This window comes from Immundisolibacter sp. (genome assembly GCF_041625615.1).
In the GTDB taxonomy this organism is placed as follows: domain Bacteria; phylum Pseudomonadota; class Gammaproteobacteria; order Immundisolibacterales; family Immundisolibacteraceae; genus Immundisolibacter.
On sequence record NZ_JBFJTF010000054.1, the window covers coordinates 1 to 14,402 of the forward strand.

General features: G+C 66.7%; 14 protein-coding genes and 1 pseudogene. 8 read left to right on the top strand and 7 right to left on the bottom strand.

The annotated features are described in order from the left end of the window. Nucleotides 1–779, bottom strand: a pseudogene (locus ABYX71_RS05985) (alkane 1-monooxygenase); the annotation flags it as partial. Between the two features lie 31 nt (nucleotides 780–810). After that, nucleotides 811–2,238: an aldehyde dehydrogenase family protein gene (locus tag ABYX71_RS05990; RefSeq protein WP_372695595.1), complete on the bottom strand. Its 1,428-nt coding sequence runs from the start codon at nucleotides 2,236–2,238 to the stop codon at nucleotides 811–813. Nucleotides 2,239–2,331: 93 nt separating this feature from the next. On the opposite strand from ABYX71_RS05990, the gene ABYX71_RS05995 reads away from it, so the two are divergent. Next, nucleotides 2,332–3,024, top strand: a complete 693-nt coding sequence (locus tag ABYX71_RS05995; RefSeq protein WP_372695596.1) for a cyclopropane-fatty-acyl-phospholipid synthase family protein — start codon at nucleotides 2,332–2,334, stop codon at nucleotides 3,022–3,024. Nucleotides 3,025–3,099: 75 nt separating this feature from the next. On the opposite strand, the gene ABYX71_RS06000 is transcribed toward ABYX71_RS05995, so the two are convergent. The 3 genes from ABYX71_RS06000 to bphC all read right to left on the bottom strand — a co-directional run bounded on the left by ABYX71_RS06000 (nucleotide 3,100) and on the right by bphC (nucleotide 5,383). Then, nucleotides 3,100–3,993: an NAD(P)-dependent oxidoreductase gene (locus tag ABYX71_RS06000; RefSeq protein ID WP_372695597.1), complete on the bottom strand. Its 894-nt coding sequence runs from the start codon at nucleotides 3,991–3,993 to the stop codon at nucleotides 3,100–3,102. Between the two features lie 34 nt (nucleotides 3,994–4,027). Further along, nucleotides 4,028–4,384: a diacylglycerol kinase gene (locus ABYX71_RS06005; protein ID WP_372695598.1), complete on the bottom strand. Its 357-nt coding sequence runs from the start codon at nucleotides 4,382–4,384 to the stop codon at nucleotides 4,028–4,030. A 90-nt stretch (nucleotides 4,385–4,474) separates the two neighbouring features. Continuing rightward, a complete protein-coding gene (gene bphC, locus ABYX71_RS06010; protein ID WP_372695599.1) occupies nucleotides 4,475–5,383 on the bottom strand; it encodes a biphenyl-2,3-diol 1,2-dioxygenase in 909 nt (302 codons plus the stop codon). 200 nt (nucleotides 5,384–5,583) lie between these two features. Here bphC and ABYX71_RS06015 point away from each other — a divergent pair, with 200 nt between their 5' ends. The 6 genes from ABYX71_RS06015 (at nucleotide 5,584) to ABYX71_RS06040 (ending at nucleotide 12,015) form a co-directional block, all read left to right on the top strand. Further along, entirely contained in the window at nucleotides 5,584–6,741 is a 1,158-nt protein-coding gene (locus tag ABYX71_RS06015; RefSeq protein WP_372695600.1) for an acyl-CoA dehydrogenase family protein, read from the top strand. Between the two features lie 7 nt (nucleotides 6,742–6,748). Then, on the top strand, nucleotides 6,749–7,822 hold the full coding sequence (locus tag ABYX71_RS06020) for an acyl-CoA dehydrogenase family protein (RefSeq protein WP_372695601.1): 1,074 nt from the start codon (nucleotides 6,749–6,751) through the stop codon (nucleotides 7,820–7,822). A gap of 74 nt (nucleotides 7,823–7,896) precedes the next feature. Next, nucleotides 7,897–9,498, top strand: a complete 1,602-nt coding sequence (locus ABYX71_RS06025; RefSeq protein ID WP_372695602.1) for a long-chain fatty acid--CoA ligase — start codon at nucleotides 7,897–7,899, stop codon at nucleotides 9,496–9,498. 30 nt (nucleotides 9,499–9,528) lie between these two features. Next, nucleotides 9,529–10,362, top strand: coding sequence for an N-acyl homoserine lactonase family protein (locus ABYX71_RS06030; RefSeq protein ID WP_372695603.1), 834 nt, complete (start codon nucleotides 9,529–9,531; stop codon nucleotides 10,360–10,362). Nucleotides 10,363–10,421: 59 nt separating this feature from the next. Next, nucleotides 10,422–11,612 (top strand): LLM class flavin-dependent oxidoreductase, encoded by a 1,191-nt coding sequence (locus tag ABYX71_RS06035; RefSeq protein WP_372695604.1) that lies wholly within the window; start codon nucleotides 10,422–10,424, stop codon nucleotides 11,610–11,612. Between the two features lie 124 nt (nucleotides 11,613–11,736). Continuing rightward, nucleotides 11,737–12,015, top strand: a complete 279-nt coding sequence (locus ABYX71_RS06040) for a TMEM165/GDT1 family protein (RefSeq protein ID WP_372695605.1) — start codon at nucleotides 11,737–11,739, stop codon at nucleotides 12,013–12,015. A gap of 45 nt (nucleotides 12,016–12,060) precedes the next feature. On the opposite strand, the gene ABYX71_RS06045 is transcribed toward ABYX71_RS06040, so the two are convergent. Next, a complete protein-coding gene (locus ABYX71_RS06045; protein ID WP_372695606.1) occupies nucleotides 12,061–12,546 on the bottom strand; it encodes an aromatic-ring-hydroxylating dioxygenase subunit beta in 486 nt (161 codons plus the stop codon). Then, entirely contained in the window at nucleotides 12,543–13,736 is a 1,194-nt protein-coding gene (locus ABYX71_RS06050) for an aromatic ring-hydroxylating dioxygenase subunit alpha (protein ID WP_372695607.1), read from the bottom strand. Before ABYX71_RS06050 ends, ABYX71_RS06045 begins: the two co-directional genes overlap by 4 nt. Before the next feature lie 295 nt (nucleotides 13,737–14,031). On the opposite strand from ABYX71_RS06050, the gene ABYX71_RS06055 reads away from it, so the two are divergent. Next, on the top strand, nucleotides 14,032–14,402 hold a 371-nt coding region (locus ABYX71_RS06055; protein WP_372695608.1), incomplete at its 3' end, for a biotin/lipoyl-binding protein.

Here is a 14,402-nt window from a genome sequence, read left to right on the forward strand (position 1 = left end):
GACAGCAGCAAACGCGGCGCGGCGTACTGCAACGCGAACAGCACCAGCGCCAGCGGGCCGAAATACCAGGTAAGCCCGACCACCCACGCCAATTCGTTCAGCGTGAGCCAGATCATCAGGTTGTACGGTGACAGCCACGACTTGCCGAGCGTCTTCAGGCGCTTCGCCTCGATCTGCCAGGACAGCACCAGCTTGCGGCCGATGTTGCGCGGCATGAACCGCCAGAACGATTCGCCGTAACGCGCCGAACCCGGGTCCTCCGGCGTGGCGACCAGGTTGTGGTGGCCATAGTTGTGGTAGACGAGGAAGTTCGCCATGCCGCACAGGCTGAACACCTGCACGCCGATGAACCGGTCCAGACGACTGGGGTGGTGGCACAGTTCGTGCGCCAGGGTGGCGCCGAACCCCACGCCGACTGCCATCGACAGCGCCAGGCCGATCTGCGCGTACAGCGCCATGTCGGTGTTGGTGATCAGGTGATAGCTGAACAGCACCAGGGCGATCTGCACCGGCAGGTACAGCCACAACGTCAAGCGGTAGTAGAGGCTTTTCTCGTAGCGTGCTTCCAGCTGCGGCGGCACGTTGAGGTTGTCCTCCCCGACGAGTCGATCCAACACCGGACCGATGACGAAAATCAACACGATCGTCAGCCAGTGCCAGGCGCCACCACCCAGCCAGTAGCCAACGAACGGCAGCAGGGCCACGGCGCTGACCGGCAGCGCCCCCACCTTGGTCAACGGGCTCAGGCGCGGCTTTTCACCGCTCATAACTGCATCCATCGGTATCTCCTCCGTGAGATGTAGGGTTTCGTCAACGCACGAAACGGTCCATCAACCGCGACAGGCGCGGCGAGTAAGGCGGCATCATCCAGCGGGTAAAGCTGATGCGGCTGGTCTGGCGCAGCACGGCGCGCTCGTTGGAGAACGCCTGAAAGCCATAGAACCCACCGGACTTGCCGATGCCACTGTTGTTGACACCGCCAAACGGCAGGTTCGGATGCAGGCCGTGCAGCATCACGTGATTGATCGTCGTGCCGCCGGCCGAGGTGCCGCGCAGGATGCGCTCCACGTTGGCCTTGATGCGGCTGAACGCGTACAGCGCCAGCGGCTTGGGTTTTTCGTTGATCAGCTCGAGCGCGCGGTTCAGGTCCTGAAAACCCAGCACCGGCAACAACGGCCCGAAGATTTCTTCCTGCATCAGCTTGGCATCGGGCGGCACATCGGTGAGTACGGTCGGCGCAATGAAACACGCGTCCGCATCCGACTGGCCGCCGGTCACCACCCGCGCGCCGCGCGACAGCGCGTCGTCCAGCAGCGCCTGCACACGGGCGTGGTGACGCGTGTTCACGATGCGGGTGAGTTCCGGCAGCTGACCGGCCTCGGCGCCGGCGTGCGCCTTGAACTGGCGATCGAGCGCGCCGAGCAGCGCCTCCCGGCGCGACTCGTGCACCAGCACGTAATCGGGCGCCACGCATACCTGACCGCCGTTCAACAACTTGCCCCACACCAGGCGCTCGGCGGCCGCTTCCACGTCCGCGCTCTCGTCGATGATCACCGGCGACTTGCCACCCAGCTCCAGCGTGACCGACGCCAGATGCTCGGCCGCGGCGCGCATGACCACCTTTCCGATCTCCGGATTGCCGGTATAGAAGATGTGGTCGAACGGCCGGCTCAGCAGCGCCTGCGCCACTTCCGGACCGCCCTCGAACACCGCCACCTCGGCCTCGTCGAACACGTCCGCGACGATGGTGCGGATCACCGCGCCCAGCGCCGGCGTCATCTCGGACGGCTTGATGATGGCGGTGCAACCGGCGGCGACGGCGCTGGCCAGCGGCACGAAACTCAGGAACACGGGTACGTTCCACGGCGCGATGATCAGCGCCGCCCCCTTGGGTTCGTAGCGGATCTCGCCGCGCGTGCCGAGCATGTTGACCGGCGTCTTCACCCGCTGCGGACGCATCCAGCGCTTCAGCTGCTTCAGTGCCAGGTCGATGGCCTGCGTGACCGGCATGATCTCGCCCAGCAGTGCATCCACGCGCGGCTTGCGCATGTCGCTGTGGGCCGCCGCAAGGATGTCTTCCTTGTGCGCCATCACCGCCGCACGCAGGCGGCGCAGTTTCTCCAGCCGCTGCTCGGCGGTGGTGTCGCGCAGTTCCAGTTTGCGCCGCTGCTGCAGTCCGAACACGCGATCGATTTCCGCGTTCAGGCGCGCCGGGGGCAGCTCGTTGATGGCATTCATTGCCGTCCTCCATGACCGGTGCCAAGGCGCCGACTATAAACTGAATGTGCGTTAAGGCAATTCCCCTGCAATCACAGCCCCTGGTCAAGAATCATGTCCGGCCCGAACACGCCGCAGCACAACTTCGCCGCCGGCGCCAGCGATTACGAACGGCGCATCCGCACCCTGGTACCCGGCTACGACACCCTGCATGCGCTGTCGGCCGCAATGCTGCGCGCGCAGCTGCCCGATACCGCCCGCGTGCTGTGCGTGGGCGCGGGCGCGGGCGAGGAACTGGCCTGTCTTGCGGACGCCGGACGGCACTGGCACCTCGTCGGCAGCGACCCCTCGGCCGACATGCTGGCGCAAGCCCGCCAGCGCGTTCAGCGCGCCGGCATCGCCGACCGCGTGACGCTGATCACGGCCGACGTGGCACAGGTGCCCGAGGCGCCGCCGTTCGATGCCGCCACGCTGCTGCTGGTACTGCATTTCGTCGCCGCCGACGACGCCCGCAGCGCGCTGATACGGGACATCGCCACGCGCCTCAAACCGGGTGCGCCGCTGCTGCTGGCCAGCCTGTGTGACAGGGGCGCCACGCCCACGCTGCTCGAGGCGTGGAAAACGCTTCAGGAACTGTCCGGAATGACGCGTGAGGCGGTCGACGAGCGGATGGCGCCCCGTCTGGCCGAGGCCCGCCCGGTCGGTGACGAAGAACTGGGCACATTGCTGGCGAGCGGCGGGTTCACGCCGCCCCTGCGCTATTTTCAGGGCCTCATGATGGCCGGCTGGATCACCTGGCGGCGGTAATCCCGGGCGAACGCTGTGCGCCGCACTGACCCCGGGCGAAGCTCGCCTCCCGCCCGGGGTGCCGGGGGGCGGACGTCAGCGCGTGCTGTCGAACAGCCGCGTGTCGGCCTCCTGCTCCAACGGCAGCAGCATGGCCAGGCTATCGCGATCCGCCAACCCAGCCATCATGGCGGCATCCACGGCCGCGAACGCGGCCTCGCCGGTCGCACTGTTTACGCCGCAATCGGCTGCCATCTCCAGCGCCAGACGCAGATCCTTGTGGAACAGCTCGTTGCGGAATCGCGGCTCGAGGTCGCGTGCCTTCAAGCGCGGATACATCATTTCCAGCACCACACTGCGGCCGCTGCTGCCCATCAACACCTGATACAGGGCGTCCAGATCCACGCCAGCGCACTGGCCGACCAGCAGCATCTCGATCAGCGCCCGCTGATGCACGCCCACCAGCAGATTGTTGATCAGCTTGGCCACGGCTCCACTGCCGCTGGGCCCCAGATACACCACGGTTTTGCCCATTGCCTCGAGCACCGGCCGCGCGCGGTCGAAGGCCGCCCGCTCCCCGCCCACCATGATGCCCAGCGTGCCCGCCTGGGCACCGGCCGGGCCACCCGACACCGGGGCATCCAGAAACTGCACCCCGCGCTCGCGCGCCGCCGCGTCGATGCGCCTGCACGTGCTCGGCCCCACCGTGCTGTGGTCGATCAACAGACTGCCCGATGTCGCGCCCTCCAGCAGCCCGCCCGGCCCCAGGTACGCCCGCTCGACGTCCTGCGGCATCGGCAGGCAGGTACAGACCACCTCGCAGGCAGCGGCCAGTTGGGCGTAACCGGCCGCCTCACTGGCACCGGCCGCAAGAGCCTGCTCGATCGGCGGCCGACTGCGGCTGACCACGGCCAGGTCCAGACCGGATTTGCGCAAATTGAGCGCCATTGGCAGGCCCATGCTGCCAAGTCCCACGTAACCCACACGCATCTCAGGATTCCTCCTTCAGCACCCCGGCGCCACCTCAGCCCAACCAACGGGCAGCGGCGATCAGCACCCACACGACGCCGGTCAACAGCAACGCCACGAACACCGCGGCCGACCCAAGATCCTTGGCGCGACCGGACAGCTCGTGCCGGTCCAGGCCGACACGATCGACCACTGCCTCCACCGCCGAGTTCAACAGCTCCACGATCAATGTCAAAAGCAGGGTACCGACCAACAACGCCCGCTCCGCCGCCGTGCGCCCCAGCCATAAACCAATCGGTGCCATGACGGCGACAATCACCAGTTCCTGACGGAACGCCTCCTCACCCGTGAAGGCAGCACGCAAGCCCTGCGCCGAATAGCGGGTGGCGCGCCATATCCTCACCCAACCCATTGCTCCTCCGCCAAAAAACAAACGCCCCGAACCAGTCGGGGCGTTTGTCGTCGGGTCACCGGCCCGTGGCGTGCCGGCAGCTGGCTATGATCAGGCCTTCATCTCGAGGTCCATGCCGTAGCCGGTGGCTTCCACGCCGTGGCCCCACACGTCCGCCACGTAGTACTCGGACTGGTGCGTGGACTTGCGCGCGCCCCAACCGTACTCCCACAGCCAGCCCGACGGGTTACCCATGTAGAAGGACCACATCTGGTCGTTGCTGTGCTTGCCGGGCTGGATGGCAACCGGAATGTTGCGCTTGCGCACGACGTCGAAGGTGTACCCGACGTCATCCATCTTCTCCACCTCGATCATCAGGTGGTTGATGCGCTTTTCCATCGGCGCGCCCAGGAACGCGACCGAATGGTCACGCTCGTTACAGTGCATGAACACCGGCGCTGCGATCATATCGGTACCGGGAATCGGCAGGTGGTATTCCACCGACCCGCGCATGCCGAGCACGTCGGCATAGAACCGGTAGGCCTTCTGCACGTCATCCTGGCGCAGGATGCAGTGGCCCACGCCACCGGCGCCGGTCAGAAAACGGCCGTACATGCGCCGTCCGGGGTGGAACGGCAGGAAGGTCTCGACCCGCGGGCCGTGAAAAATCTCGGTCGGATTGCCACCCGGGTCGTTGAACTTGAGCAGGTCCAGCACCATGCGCTCCTTGCGCTCCTCGCCATCAGCCTGCTTCCAGTCCACGCCGGCAGCGTCGAGCTGGCGCTTCATCTCGTCGAATTCGTCCGGCCCGGCGACACGCCAGCCGATGAAGTCCATGTCGTCATCGCCGTGCAGGTTGACGACGATCCGGTGGTGCCAGTCGTCCATGCGCAGATAGAAGCGATCGCCATCGCCTTCGTCCAGCACTTCCATGCCCACCACCTGGCTGGCGAATTCACGCCAGGCATCGCCGTCCTTGACACCAATGCCCAGGTACCCGAATTCAGTCACTTTCGCCATGTTGAACTCCTTAGCTCGGTGGGGAATGCCACGTCTCCAAACAAACGGGCATGAACCGGCATGATAACCAACAAACCTCGTTGACGACGTTGACCCGGGGACGGGCGTGCCCACAAATCGTCACCGCACACCCGAGTGCATTACCATCCGTGCGCTGATCGAAGAGTGCGCCCAATGCACCACCGCAGCAGGAGGAGTTGGTGTCGATACCTGCCATCGAATTGCAACCGGCGCAGCTGCCGCCGTCGTGTGAGGCGCTGCGACGCGAGGTACGTGCCTTCCTGGCCGAGGAACTGACCGCAGGCCGTTTCGCCCCGGCCTGCGACAACTGGCTTGGAGGCTTCGATGCCGACTTCAGCCGCCGCCTGGCGGCGCGCGGCTGGCTGGGCATGACCCTGCCGACCGAGTACGGCGGCCATGGACGCAGTGCGCTCGAACGCTACGTGGTCACCGAGGAACTGCTCGCGGTCGGTGCGCCAGTGGCGGCCCACTGGGTCGGCGACCGACAGACCGGCGCCTCGCTGCTGCGCTACGGCAGCGAGGAACAGAAACGCTACTTTCTGCCACGGCTGGCCAGCGCCGAGGTGTTCTTCGCCATCGGCATGAGCGAGCCCGGCAGCGGCTCGGACCTGGCCTCGGTACGCACCCGTGGCGAGCGCGTTGACGGTGGCTGGCGACTGACCGGCACCAAGCTGTGGACCTCCAACGCCCACCATGCCGACTGGTTTTTCGTGCTATGTCGCACCGCGCCGCTCGGCGAGGACCGACACGCCGGCCTGTCGCAGTTCATCGTCGACCTCAGGTCGCCGGGCATCACGATCCGCCCGGTACCGATCCTTACCGGCGCCCACCACTTCAACGAAGTGGTGCTGGAAGATGTCTTCGTACCGGATACGCACGTGCTGGGCGAAATTGGCCAGGGCTGGAAGCAGGTCACGTCGGAACTGGCCTTCGAACGCTCGGGACCGGAACGGTTCATGTCCACCTTCCCGTTGCTGGCGGAGTTCCTGCGCGTGCTCGGCAATGCACCTGACCCGCACACCGCCACCGCCGTGGGCGAACTGGCGGCAGAACTGTGGTCGTTACGCCAAATGTCGTTGTCGGTGGCCGCTGCCCTGCAGCGCGGGGAAGCACCGGACGTCGCCGCGGCACTGGTCAAGGACCTGGGCACCCGTTTCGAGAGCGACGTGTTCGAGCGCGTGCGCCTGCTGGCGGATACGGCGCCCTCACTGACCGCGCGCCGGCACCTGGACCGGCTGCTGGCGCAGGCCATCCTGCATTCGCCCGGCTTCACACTGCGCGGTGGCACCAACGAGATCCTGCGTGGCGTCGTGGCACGCGCCCTGGGCCTGAGGTAAGCGCGGTATGAGCGACGACATGCGACAGATGCTGCTCGACACCCTGCTACCCGTGCTGGCCGACCACTGCACCGCCGAGCGCGTGCAGGCGGCCGAAGCCGGCGGCTTCGACGCCGGTCTGTGGCAGGTGCTGGATGAGCTCGGCTACCCACTGGCCGCGGTGCCGGAAGACGCCGGCGGCATCGGCCTTGGCCTGGCAGACCTGTGCGCCCTGCTGCGCCTGTGCGGGCAACACTGCGCACCGGTGCCACTGGCGGAAAGCCAGCTGGCTGCCTGGCTGCTGGCCCGCGCCGGCCTCGACCTGCCCGGCGGCGTGCTGACGCTCGCGGTCACCACGGCACTCCAGACGCTGCAACCAGGCGCCACGGGCCTGCGCCTGACAACGAACCTGTCGCGCGTGGCATCGGCGCGCCATGCCGACGGCCTGGTCCTGCTGGCCGAGCATGCCGGCGCCCGTTACGTAGTCCGGCTGACGACGGACGAACTCGGCATCGAGCCGGGCAACAACCTGGCCGGCGAGGCGCGCGACGACGTGCGCATCGACACCACCGTGCCGCCAGCACGCTACCGGCGCCTGACCCAGGGACCGGACGCCGCCGAACTGGAAGCGCGCGCCGCACTGCTGCGCGCCGCACTGATGAGCGGCGCCTTGCAGCGCGTGCTGCAACAGTCGCTCGACTACGCCCGCGAGCGCCGGCAGTTCGGCCGCCCGCTGGCCGCCTTCCAGGCCATTCAGCAACAGCTGGCCATCCTTGCCGCCGAGGTGGTGGCCGCCGCCGCGGCGGTGGACCACGCCGCCGTATTGGCCGGGCACGGCCCGGCGCCGGACGCCATCGCCGTGGCCAAGGTGCGTTCCGGCAAGGCTGCCGGCATCGCCTGCCGCATTGCCCACCAGGTGCATGGCGCCATGGGGTTCACCCAGGAATACTCGTTGCAGCACGCCACGCGCCGACTGTGGGCCTGGCGTGACGAGGCCGGCAGCGAGGCGGTATGGGCAAGGCGCCTGGGACAACACCTGGCCGCCGCCGGCGCCGACGCGCTGTGGCCACTGACCACAGGCAGCGGCGCTATGGCAGACTGACCGCCGTCCCCAAAAAAACAACGAAAGCCCGGTCTTGCCCTGCGGCCACACGGACGTTCGAGGAGGAGCCGCCGTTGGAACTGAACCTGCGCCTGCTGCTGGAGCGGTCGGCCAAGTATTTCCCGGACAACGAGATCGTCACGCGCCTGCCGGACGCCTCGCTGCATCGCTACGCCTACCGCGATCTCGACGTCCGGGCGAGGCGCCTGGCAAGCCGCCTGGCGGATCTGGGCATCCGGCCGGGCGACCGGGTCGCCACCTTTGCCTGGAACACATACCGCCATTTCGAGCTGTACTTCGCGCTGCCGTGCGCCGGCCGGGTGCTGCACACGGTCAACCTGCGCCTGGCCGACGAGCATGTCGCCTACATCCTGAACCACAGCGAAGACAGCGCCGTGTTCGTGGACCCGGACCTGCTGCCCACCTTCGAGCGCATCGCGGGCGCCCTGAAGACCGTCAAGGCCTTCGTGGTGCTGGCCGACCGGGTGCCGGACACCACGCTGGACAACGTGATCGCCTACGAGGACCTGATTCGCGACGGCGATCCCGGGTTCGTGTTCCAGGAACTGCCCGAGCGCACTCCGGCCGGCATGTGCTACACGTCGGCGACCACCGGCATGCCCAAGGGCGTGATCTACACCCACCGCGACATCTACCTGCACACCCTCACCGAGTGCCTGGGCGACGTGCTCGACATCCGCGAGCGCGACACCCTGCTGCCGGTGGTGCCCATGTTCCACGCCAACGCCTGGGGCCTGCCGTTCGCCGCCGCCTGCATGGGCGCCAAGGTGGTGCTGCCCGGCGAACGGCCACACGCTCCCGCCATCCTCGACCTGATGCAGGCCGAACGCGTCACGTTTGCAGCGGCGGCGGTCAGCATCGGCATCGACATGATCACCGAACTCAAGCGCCAGCGGCGCGACCTGTCCAGCGTGCGCGCCATCATGCTGGGCGGCTCCGCCACGCCGGCGGCGGTGATGGAGTACTTCCTCGACGAACATGACATCCCGATCGTCACCGCCTGGGGGTCCACCGAAATGACCCCGCTGGCCACCTGCACGCATATCCGCCGCGGCGAGCTCGCCCGGCCCCGGCACGAACACATCCCCACCCGCATTCGCCAGGGCATCCCCTGCCCTGGCACCGAACTGAGGGTGCTGGACGACCAGGGCCGCGACGTGCCGTGGAACGACGAGGCCATCGGCGAGATTCATGTGCGCACGCCGTGGAGCGCCACCGAGTATTACCGTGACGCGCGCACCACCGACGGTTTCGTCGACGGCTTCTGGAAGAGCGGTGACATGTCGGCGGTGGACGCCAACGGCGTGCTGCGGCTGGTCGACCGTGCCAAGGACCTGATCAAGAGCGGCGGCGAATGGATCTCGTCGGTCGACCTCGAAAACGCCTTGATGGCGCACCCCCAGGTACGCGAAGCCGCAGTGGTGGCGGCGCCGGACACCAAGTGGCTGGAGCGCCCCTGTGCCTATGTGGTGGCCGAGCCCGGTGCCGAACTGGACGGCAACGCGCTTCGCGCGTGGCTGGAACCGCGCTTCGCCCGATGGTGGCTGCCCGACCACTACCTGCTGGTCGACAGCATCCCCAAGACCGGGGTCGGCAAGATCAACAAGCGCGCCCTGCGTGAACAGGTCGAGCGGGACCTGGGCACGCGCGCCTGACCGGGCCACGTTTCACAACGAGGAGAAACCATGCGCGGCATCACCATTCGCCCCCTGCATCACGGCAACATGCATGTGGATCTCGAACTGCTGGTCACCGGCCACCCGGAGCTGATGCTGACCAAGTCACAGCCAAAAAAGAACAAGGTCTGGTGCGAGGTGCCGTCGCTGACCTTCCTGATCGACCACCCGGACGGGCGCATCCTGTTCGACGCCGCCATCCACCGCCACTGGGAGGATCAGTGGCTGCCGGAATACAAGGAACTGGCGCCGTACGACGACTACACCGAGGAACAGCTGCTGGAGAACACGCTCAAGCGCCACAAGCTCGGCCCGGAGGACATCGACTACGTGTTCCTGAGCCACCTGCACGTGGACCACGCCGGCAACGCCAAGCTGTGGAACACCTGCCCATCCACCCGGGTGCTGGTGCATCAGGACGAGTACGCCGCGGCGGCCAACATGCCCAGGGACGAACATTTCTTCCTGCGCTGCGACTACGACGTGCCGGGCGTGAACTTCTGCACCCTGTCCGGCGACAACGAAATCCTGAAGGACGTGCACGCCATCAGCGTGCCGGGGCATACCGCCGGCACCATGGCGCTGATGGTGCATCTGGAGCATGCCGGCACGGTCATCCTGACCTCCGATGCCTGCTACCGGAAGGACAGCTACGACTACGAGGTCGGATCCATCATCTCCAACGACCTGATCCGCTGGAAGCAGTCACTGCACAAGATCAAGATGCTGGCCCGGGCGCACAACGCCTGTGTGATGCCCGGCCACGACCACACCCTGTGCCACGAGGGTGAAACCCCGCTGCGCGACGAGCCGAAGCTGCGCGTGGAGGGGACCTACGACTGAGCCGCAAGGAAGCAAGCCGGTCCCGTTGTTCTATTTATTACAGCTAAGAGGAAGGAGCCGTGAAGTTCATCTTGTTTTACCTGCCCTCGGTCGGCACCGTCAGCCAGACGCAAAAAGGCATGGCCGGGCAGAACTCCCAGAACTACCAGAACATGCTCTGGCAGCTGTCCGAGCAGATCAAGTTCGCCGACAAGGCCGGGTTCTGGGGCGCCGCCTTCACGGAGCACCACTTCCACATCGAGGGCATCGAACAGTCCAACAACCCTATCCTGCTGGGCCTGTACTTCGGCCTGCAGACCACGCGCATCCGCATGGGGCAGATGGCCAACGTCATCCCCTTCCACAACCCGCTGCGCCTGGCCGAGGACATCGCCATGCTCGACCAGATGCTGCAGGGACGCACGTTCTTCGGCATCGCCCGCGGCTACCAGAAGCGCTGGGCCGACGTGCTCGGCCAGACGTACGGGGTCGGCGGCACCATGTCGGACAAGTCCGAGGTGGACCAGAAGAACCGGCGGCTGTTCCTGGAGCACTACGAAATCATCAAGAAGGCCTGGACCAGCGACGTGTTCAGCCACACGTCCGAGCACTGGACCATTCCGCCCGAGGGGCTCAAGTTCAACCACTCGGTGGTCAACCGCTTCGGCAAGGGCCAGACCGAGGACGGCATCATCACCGAGATCGGCATCGCCCCCAAGCCGTTCCAGCGACCGCACCCGCCCATTTTCCAGCCGTTCTCGTTCAGTGAGGACACGTTCCGCTTCTGCGCCCGCGAGGGCATCGCGCCGTTCGCGCTGGCGACCGACGACGACACGCTCAGCGACCTGTTCCGCGCCTATCAGGAAGAAGCCGCCGCCGCCGGGCGCGACTACGCGCTTGGTCAGAACATCGGCATCTTTCGGGACACGCTGGTGCTCGAGGACGCCGCCGAGGCCCACAAGTACGCCGCCATGGGCAACGGCTTCGTGTGGCCGGCCTGGTTCGCGCCGATCGGCTTCAACGAGGCCTTCCGCAAGAAAGGCGAGACCGGCCGCATCGGGCCCGAGTGCGACTACAACTACCTGGTCGAGAAAGGCTTCGAGTTCGTCGGCAACCCGGACCAGGTCAACCGGCAGATCGAGAACATGGTCAAGAAGCACAACCCCGAGTACTTCCTGATGTGGCAGTACCCCGGCCCGATCCCGCACCACATCCAGATGCGCAACCTCGAACTGTGGGCCACCGAGATCCTGCCGAACTGGAACGACTGACCGCGCCCCGTTAGCGGGCCCGGGGCCGCGCCGGTGGTGCTTCCGGCGCGGCCTTGGCGTGTCTTGGCACCTCGGGCGCCGGCCCTGTTAAGCTGCCCGCCCCCGGGTTCCAGCACAGACGGGCATGGCCGTGAACTGGCAGTCCTTCGCACCGGTCTTCGTGACCATCTTCCTGGCCGAAATCGGCGACAAGACCCAGCTGGCCACGGTGCTGTTTGCCGCCGACGGCAAGGCCAGCCGCTGGCTGGTGTTCGCGGCCGCTGCCAGCGCACTGGTGCTGGCGGCCGGCATCGGGGTGCTGGTCGGTAGCCAGCTGGAACGCATCGTGTCGCCGGCCACGCTCAAGCGCGTGGCGGGCATTGGCTTCATCGCCATCGGCCTGTGGACACTGCTGTCGCGCTGAGCGCGCCGGCAGCGTCCGCCTACCGGCCCACCAGAGGCCACCGGCTCAAATGGGATACGCCACGTAGCGCGGCAGGACGTTGGTGTCGAGCACGGCCCGGCGACTGCGAAAACGCGCCTCGCCGTTGACCACCACCTCGTCCACGTACGTGCCGGTGGCGAGCACGCCGGTGCGACCGGTGTCGGCGGGCGTGTAGTTGACGGTGAAGTGCGTTTCCACGCGGTACGTCGCCGGCCCCAGAAGCTGGATGTCCACCAGTTGCGTGAAATGGCGCGGCTGATAATGCTCGACCGCGTCCGGCTGGATCTTGGTCACCTGCGTGACGCGATCCTGCAGGCGCTCGTAGCAGTCGTCCAGCATGTAGCCGATCGGCAGTCCCCGGTCCTCGTTTTCCTTGGCGATGCACACGTACGAGCCGGGCGTGTCGAAGGTGGCCAGCCAGCCGGGCATGTCGCGCCGGTCGAGCGCCCGGATGTAGGTGAGGTTCAGCCGCTCGATGGCGTCGCGCACCGTGCTGTCGATGCCGTTCATGCCTTGGCCCTCCGGAAGCCCATGCGTTTGCGGTAGTGCTCCCAGCGCGGGAGGTTGCCGGATTCGTCGTTCTGCTTGACGTTGAACGCGAGCTTGTACTCGTCGGTCACGCCCTTCTGGAAGATGGCGTTGCCCGGCGAGCGGTTGCCCAGATCAATGCGCGTGAAGATGGCGGCATCCTCCAGGCTGATGAGCCCGCTCGGCCCAAGCAGGTTGGCGGACTGGCGCGTGCGGTGCGCCAGCAGCTCCGGGCTGTCGTCGTCGCGGGCGAAATACGCGTAGTGCACCTCGACCCCGCGCTGCCCCTTGGGAAAGGCATAGCGGATGTTCAGCATGTCCATGTGCTTGGTGAACACGGTCACCGGAAAGGTGCTGACCACGATCGAACCCTTGCTGTCCGGGTCGCCCTTGAACTGCACGATGGAGCTGTCCTCGAGCGCGTCGATCTTGCTCGGGATCGTCAGCTCGGAATCGAAGGCCAGGTGGCCGTTCTCGGTAACGATCTGCTCGCCCTTGCCGCCCTGCCAGCCCATCAGCTTGAACGCCAGGTGCAGCAGCGGCGCGTGGTAGCCGTCGTTATCGACATAGGCCTTCCAGTTACAGTCGTAGTGGACCTTCTGGTAGCCGAGCAGCTTGAGGCCGTGGCCGCTGCCGAGCACCCGCGACAACGGGTCGGCCACCGCCCCGGTCATATAGGTGAGCAGGTCCGGCGTTTTGTCACTCATGGTGACGAAATACAGCTCGTTGAACGCCTCGGCGCGCAGTTCCTTCAGGCCGAACTTCTCCTTGCTGAAACTCGGCGAGAACTCATGGCTGTTGGGACACCCCACCAGCGCCCCCTCGCGGCTGAACAGCCAGCGGTGATAGGGGCATTCGAAGTCGGCCTTGTTGTCGGCGTTGTCGGTGACCAGCGCGGCACCACGGTGGGCGCAGGCGTTGTGGAACACACGAATCCTGCCGTCGTCGCCGTGCACCGCGAAGATCGGCATCTCGCCGATGAAGGCGGCCTTGTAGTCACCGGGGTTCGGCACCTCGGCGCGGTGCACGATGGGGTGCCACTCCTCGCCGTAGAAGATGTTGTCGAGTTCCAGCCGCCACAGGCTGGGCTCCTCGAACACGGCCTTGGGAATCTCGTTGTACTTGGCCGGCCACTCCATGACGGTGTCCGGCAGGTTGATGTTGGCGGTCATCGGTGTGACTCCTCCTCCACACGAGGAAAAAATGCGGCCCCGCAACGGGACGCACGATCCTAGGCCGGGCGCCGCGCCGTCATCGTGACGTCCGTCAAGAAGAACGGTCACCCTTCCGCCTGCCGGACGCCACCGGACTGCTGCCCTCCGTGCCGTCTCGCCGGCACTGGCCTTATACTTACGGACTTCACGATCGGGCTCGCTGCTGCCGTCCACCGGCACGCCCTTCGGCCTGCGCCGAAGACTGACCGGTCGGTCGGTCCGGGCGACTGTGCGCCCCTCTCAAGGAGTACCCATGCTGGGAAATCACACCGCAATTCGCGCCACCGTTGCCGGGGCGCTGCTGGCCACGCTCGCCGCCTGCGGTCAATCCACGCCCGAAAACGGCCAGCGACCGGCGCCGGAAGTCGGCGTGGTCGAGATTCAGCCGCAGCGGTTCGAGTTGACCGTGGAGCTGCCGGGACGCACCGCCGCCTACCGCGTGGCCGAAGTGCGGCCACAGGTCAGCGGCATTCTTCAGAAACGCCTGTTCGAGGAAGGCGCCGCCGTCAAGGCGGGCCAGGCGCTGTACCAGATCGACGCCGCCCCGTACCGGGCCGCCGTGCAACAGGCCGAGGCAGAACTGGCCCGTGCCCGTGCCAACGCAGAGGTGGCGCGCCTGAAGGC

Bases quoted from the DNA above. Each gene is read 5' to 3' on its own strand.
- ABYX71_RS06045 (WP_372695606.1), bottom strand. From the start codon at position 12,546: ATGAACGGCATCGACAGCACGGTGCGCGACGCCATCGAGCGGCTGAAC.
- ABYX71_RS05990 (WP_372695595.1), bottom strand. From the start codon at position 2,238: ATGAATGCCATCAACGAGCTGCCCCCGGCGCGCCTGAACGCGGAAATC.
- ABYX71_RS06030 (WP_372695603.1), top strand. From the start codon at position 9,529: ATGCGCGGCATCACCATTCGCCCCCTGCATCACGGCAACATGCATGTG.
- ABYX71_RS06040 (WP_372695605.1), top strand. From the start codon at position 11,737: ATGGCCGTGAACTGGCAGTCCTTCGCACCGGTCTTCGTGACCATCTTC.
- ABYX71_RS06000 (WP_372695597.1), bottom strand. From the start codon at position 3,993: ATGCGTGTGGGTTACGTGGGACTTGGCAGCATGGGCCTGCCAATGGCG.
- bphC (WP_372695599.1), bottom strand. From the start codon at position 5,383: ATGGCGAAAGTGACTGAATTCGGGTACCTGGGCATTGGTGTCAAGGAC.
- ABYX71_RS06005 (WP_372695598.1), bottom strand. From the start codon at position 4,384: ATGGGTTGGGTGAGGATATGGCGCGCCACCCGCTATTCGGCGCAGGGC.
- ABYX71_RS06050 (WP_372695607.1), bottom strand. From the start codon at position 13,736: ATGACCGCCAACATCAACCTGCCGGACACCGTCATGGAGTGGCCGGCC.
- ABYX71_RS06020 (WP_372695601.1), top strand. From the start codon at position 6,749: ATGAGCGACGACATGCGACAGATGCTGCTCGACACCCTGCTACCCGTG.
- ABYX71_RS05995 (WP_372695596.1), top strand. From the start codon at position 2,332: ATGTCCGGCCCGAACACGCCGCAGCACAACTTCGCCGCCGGCGCCAGC.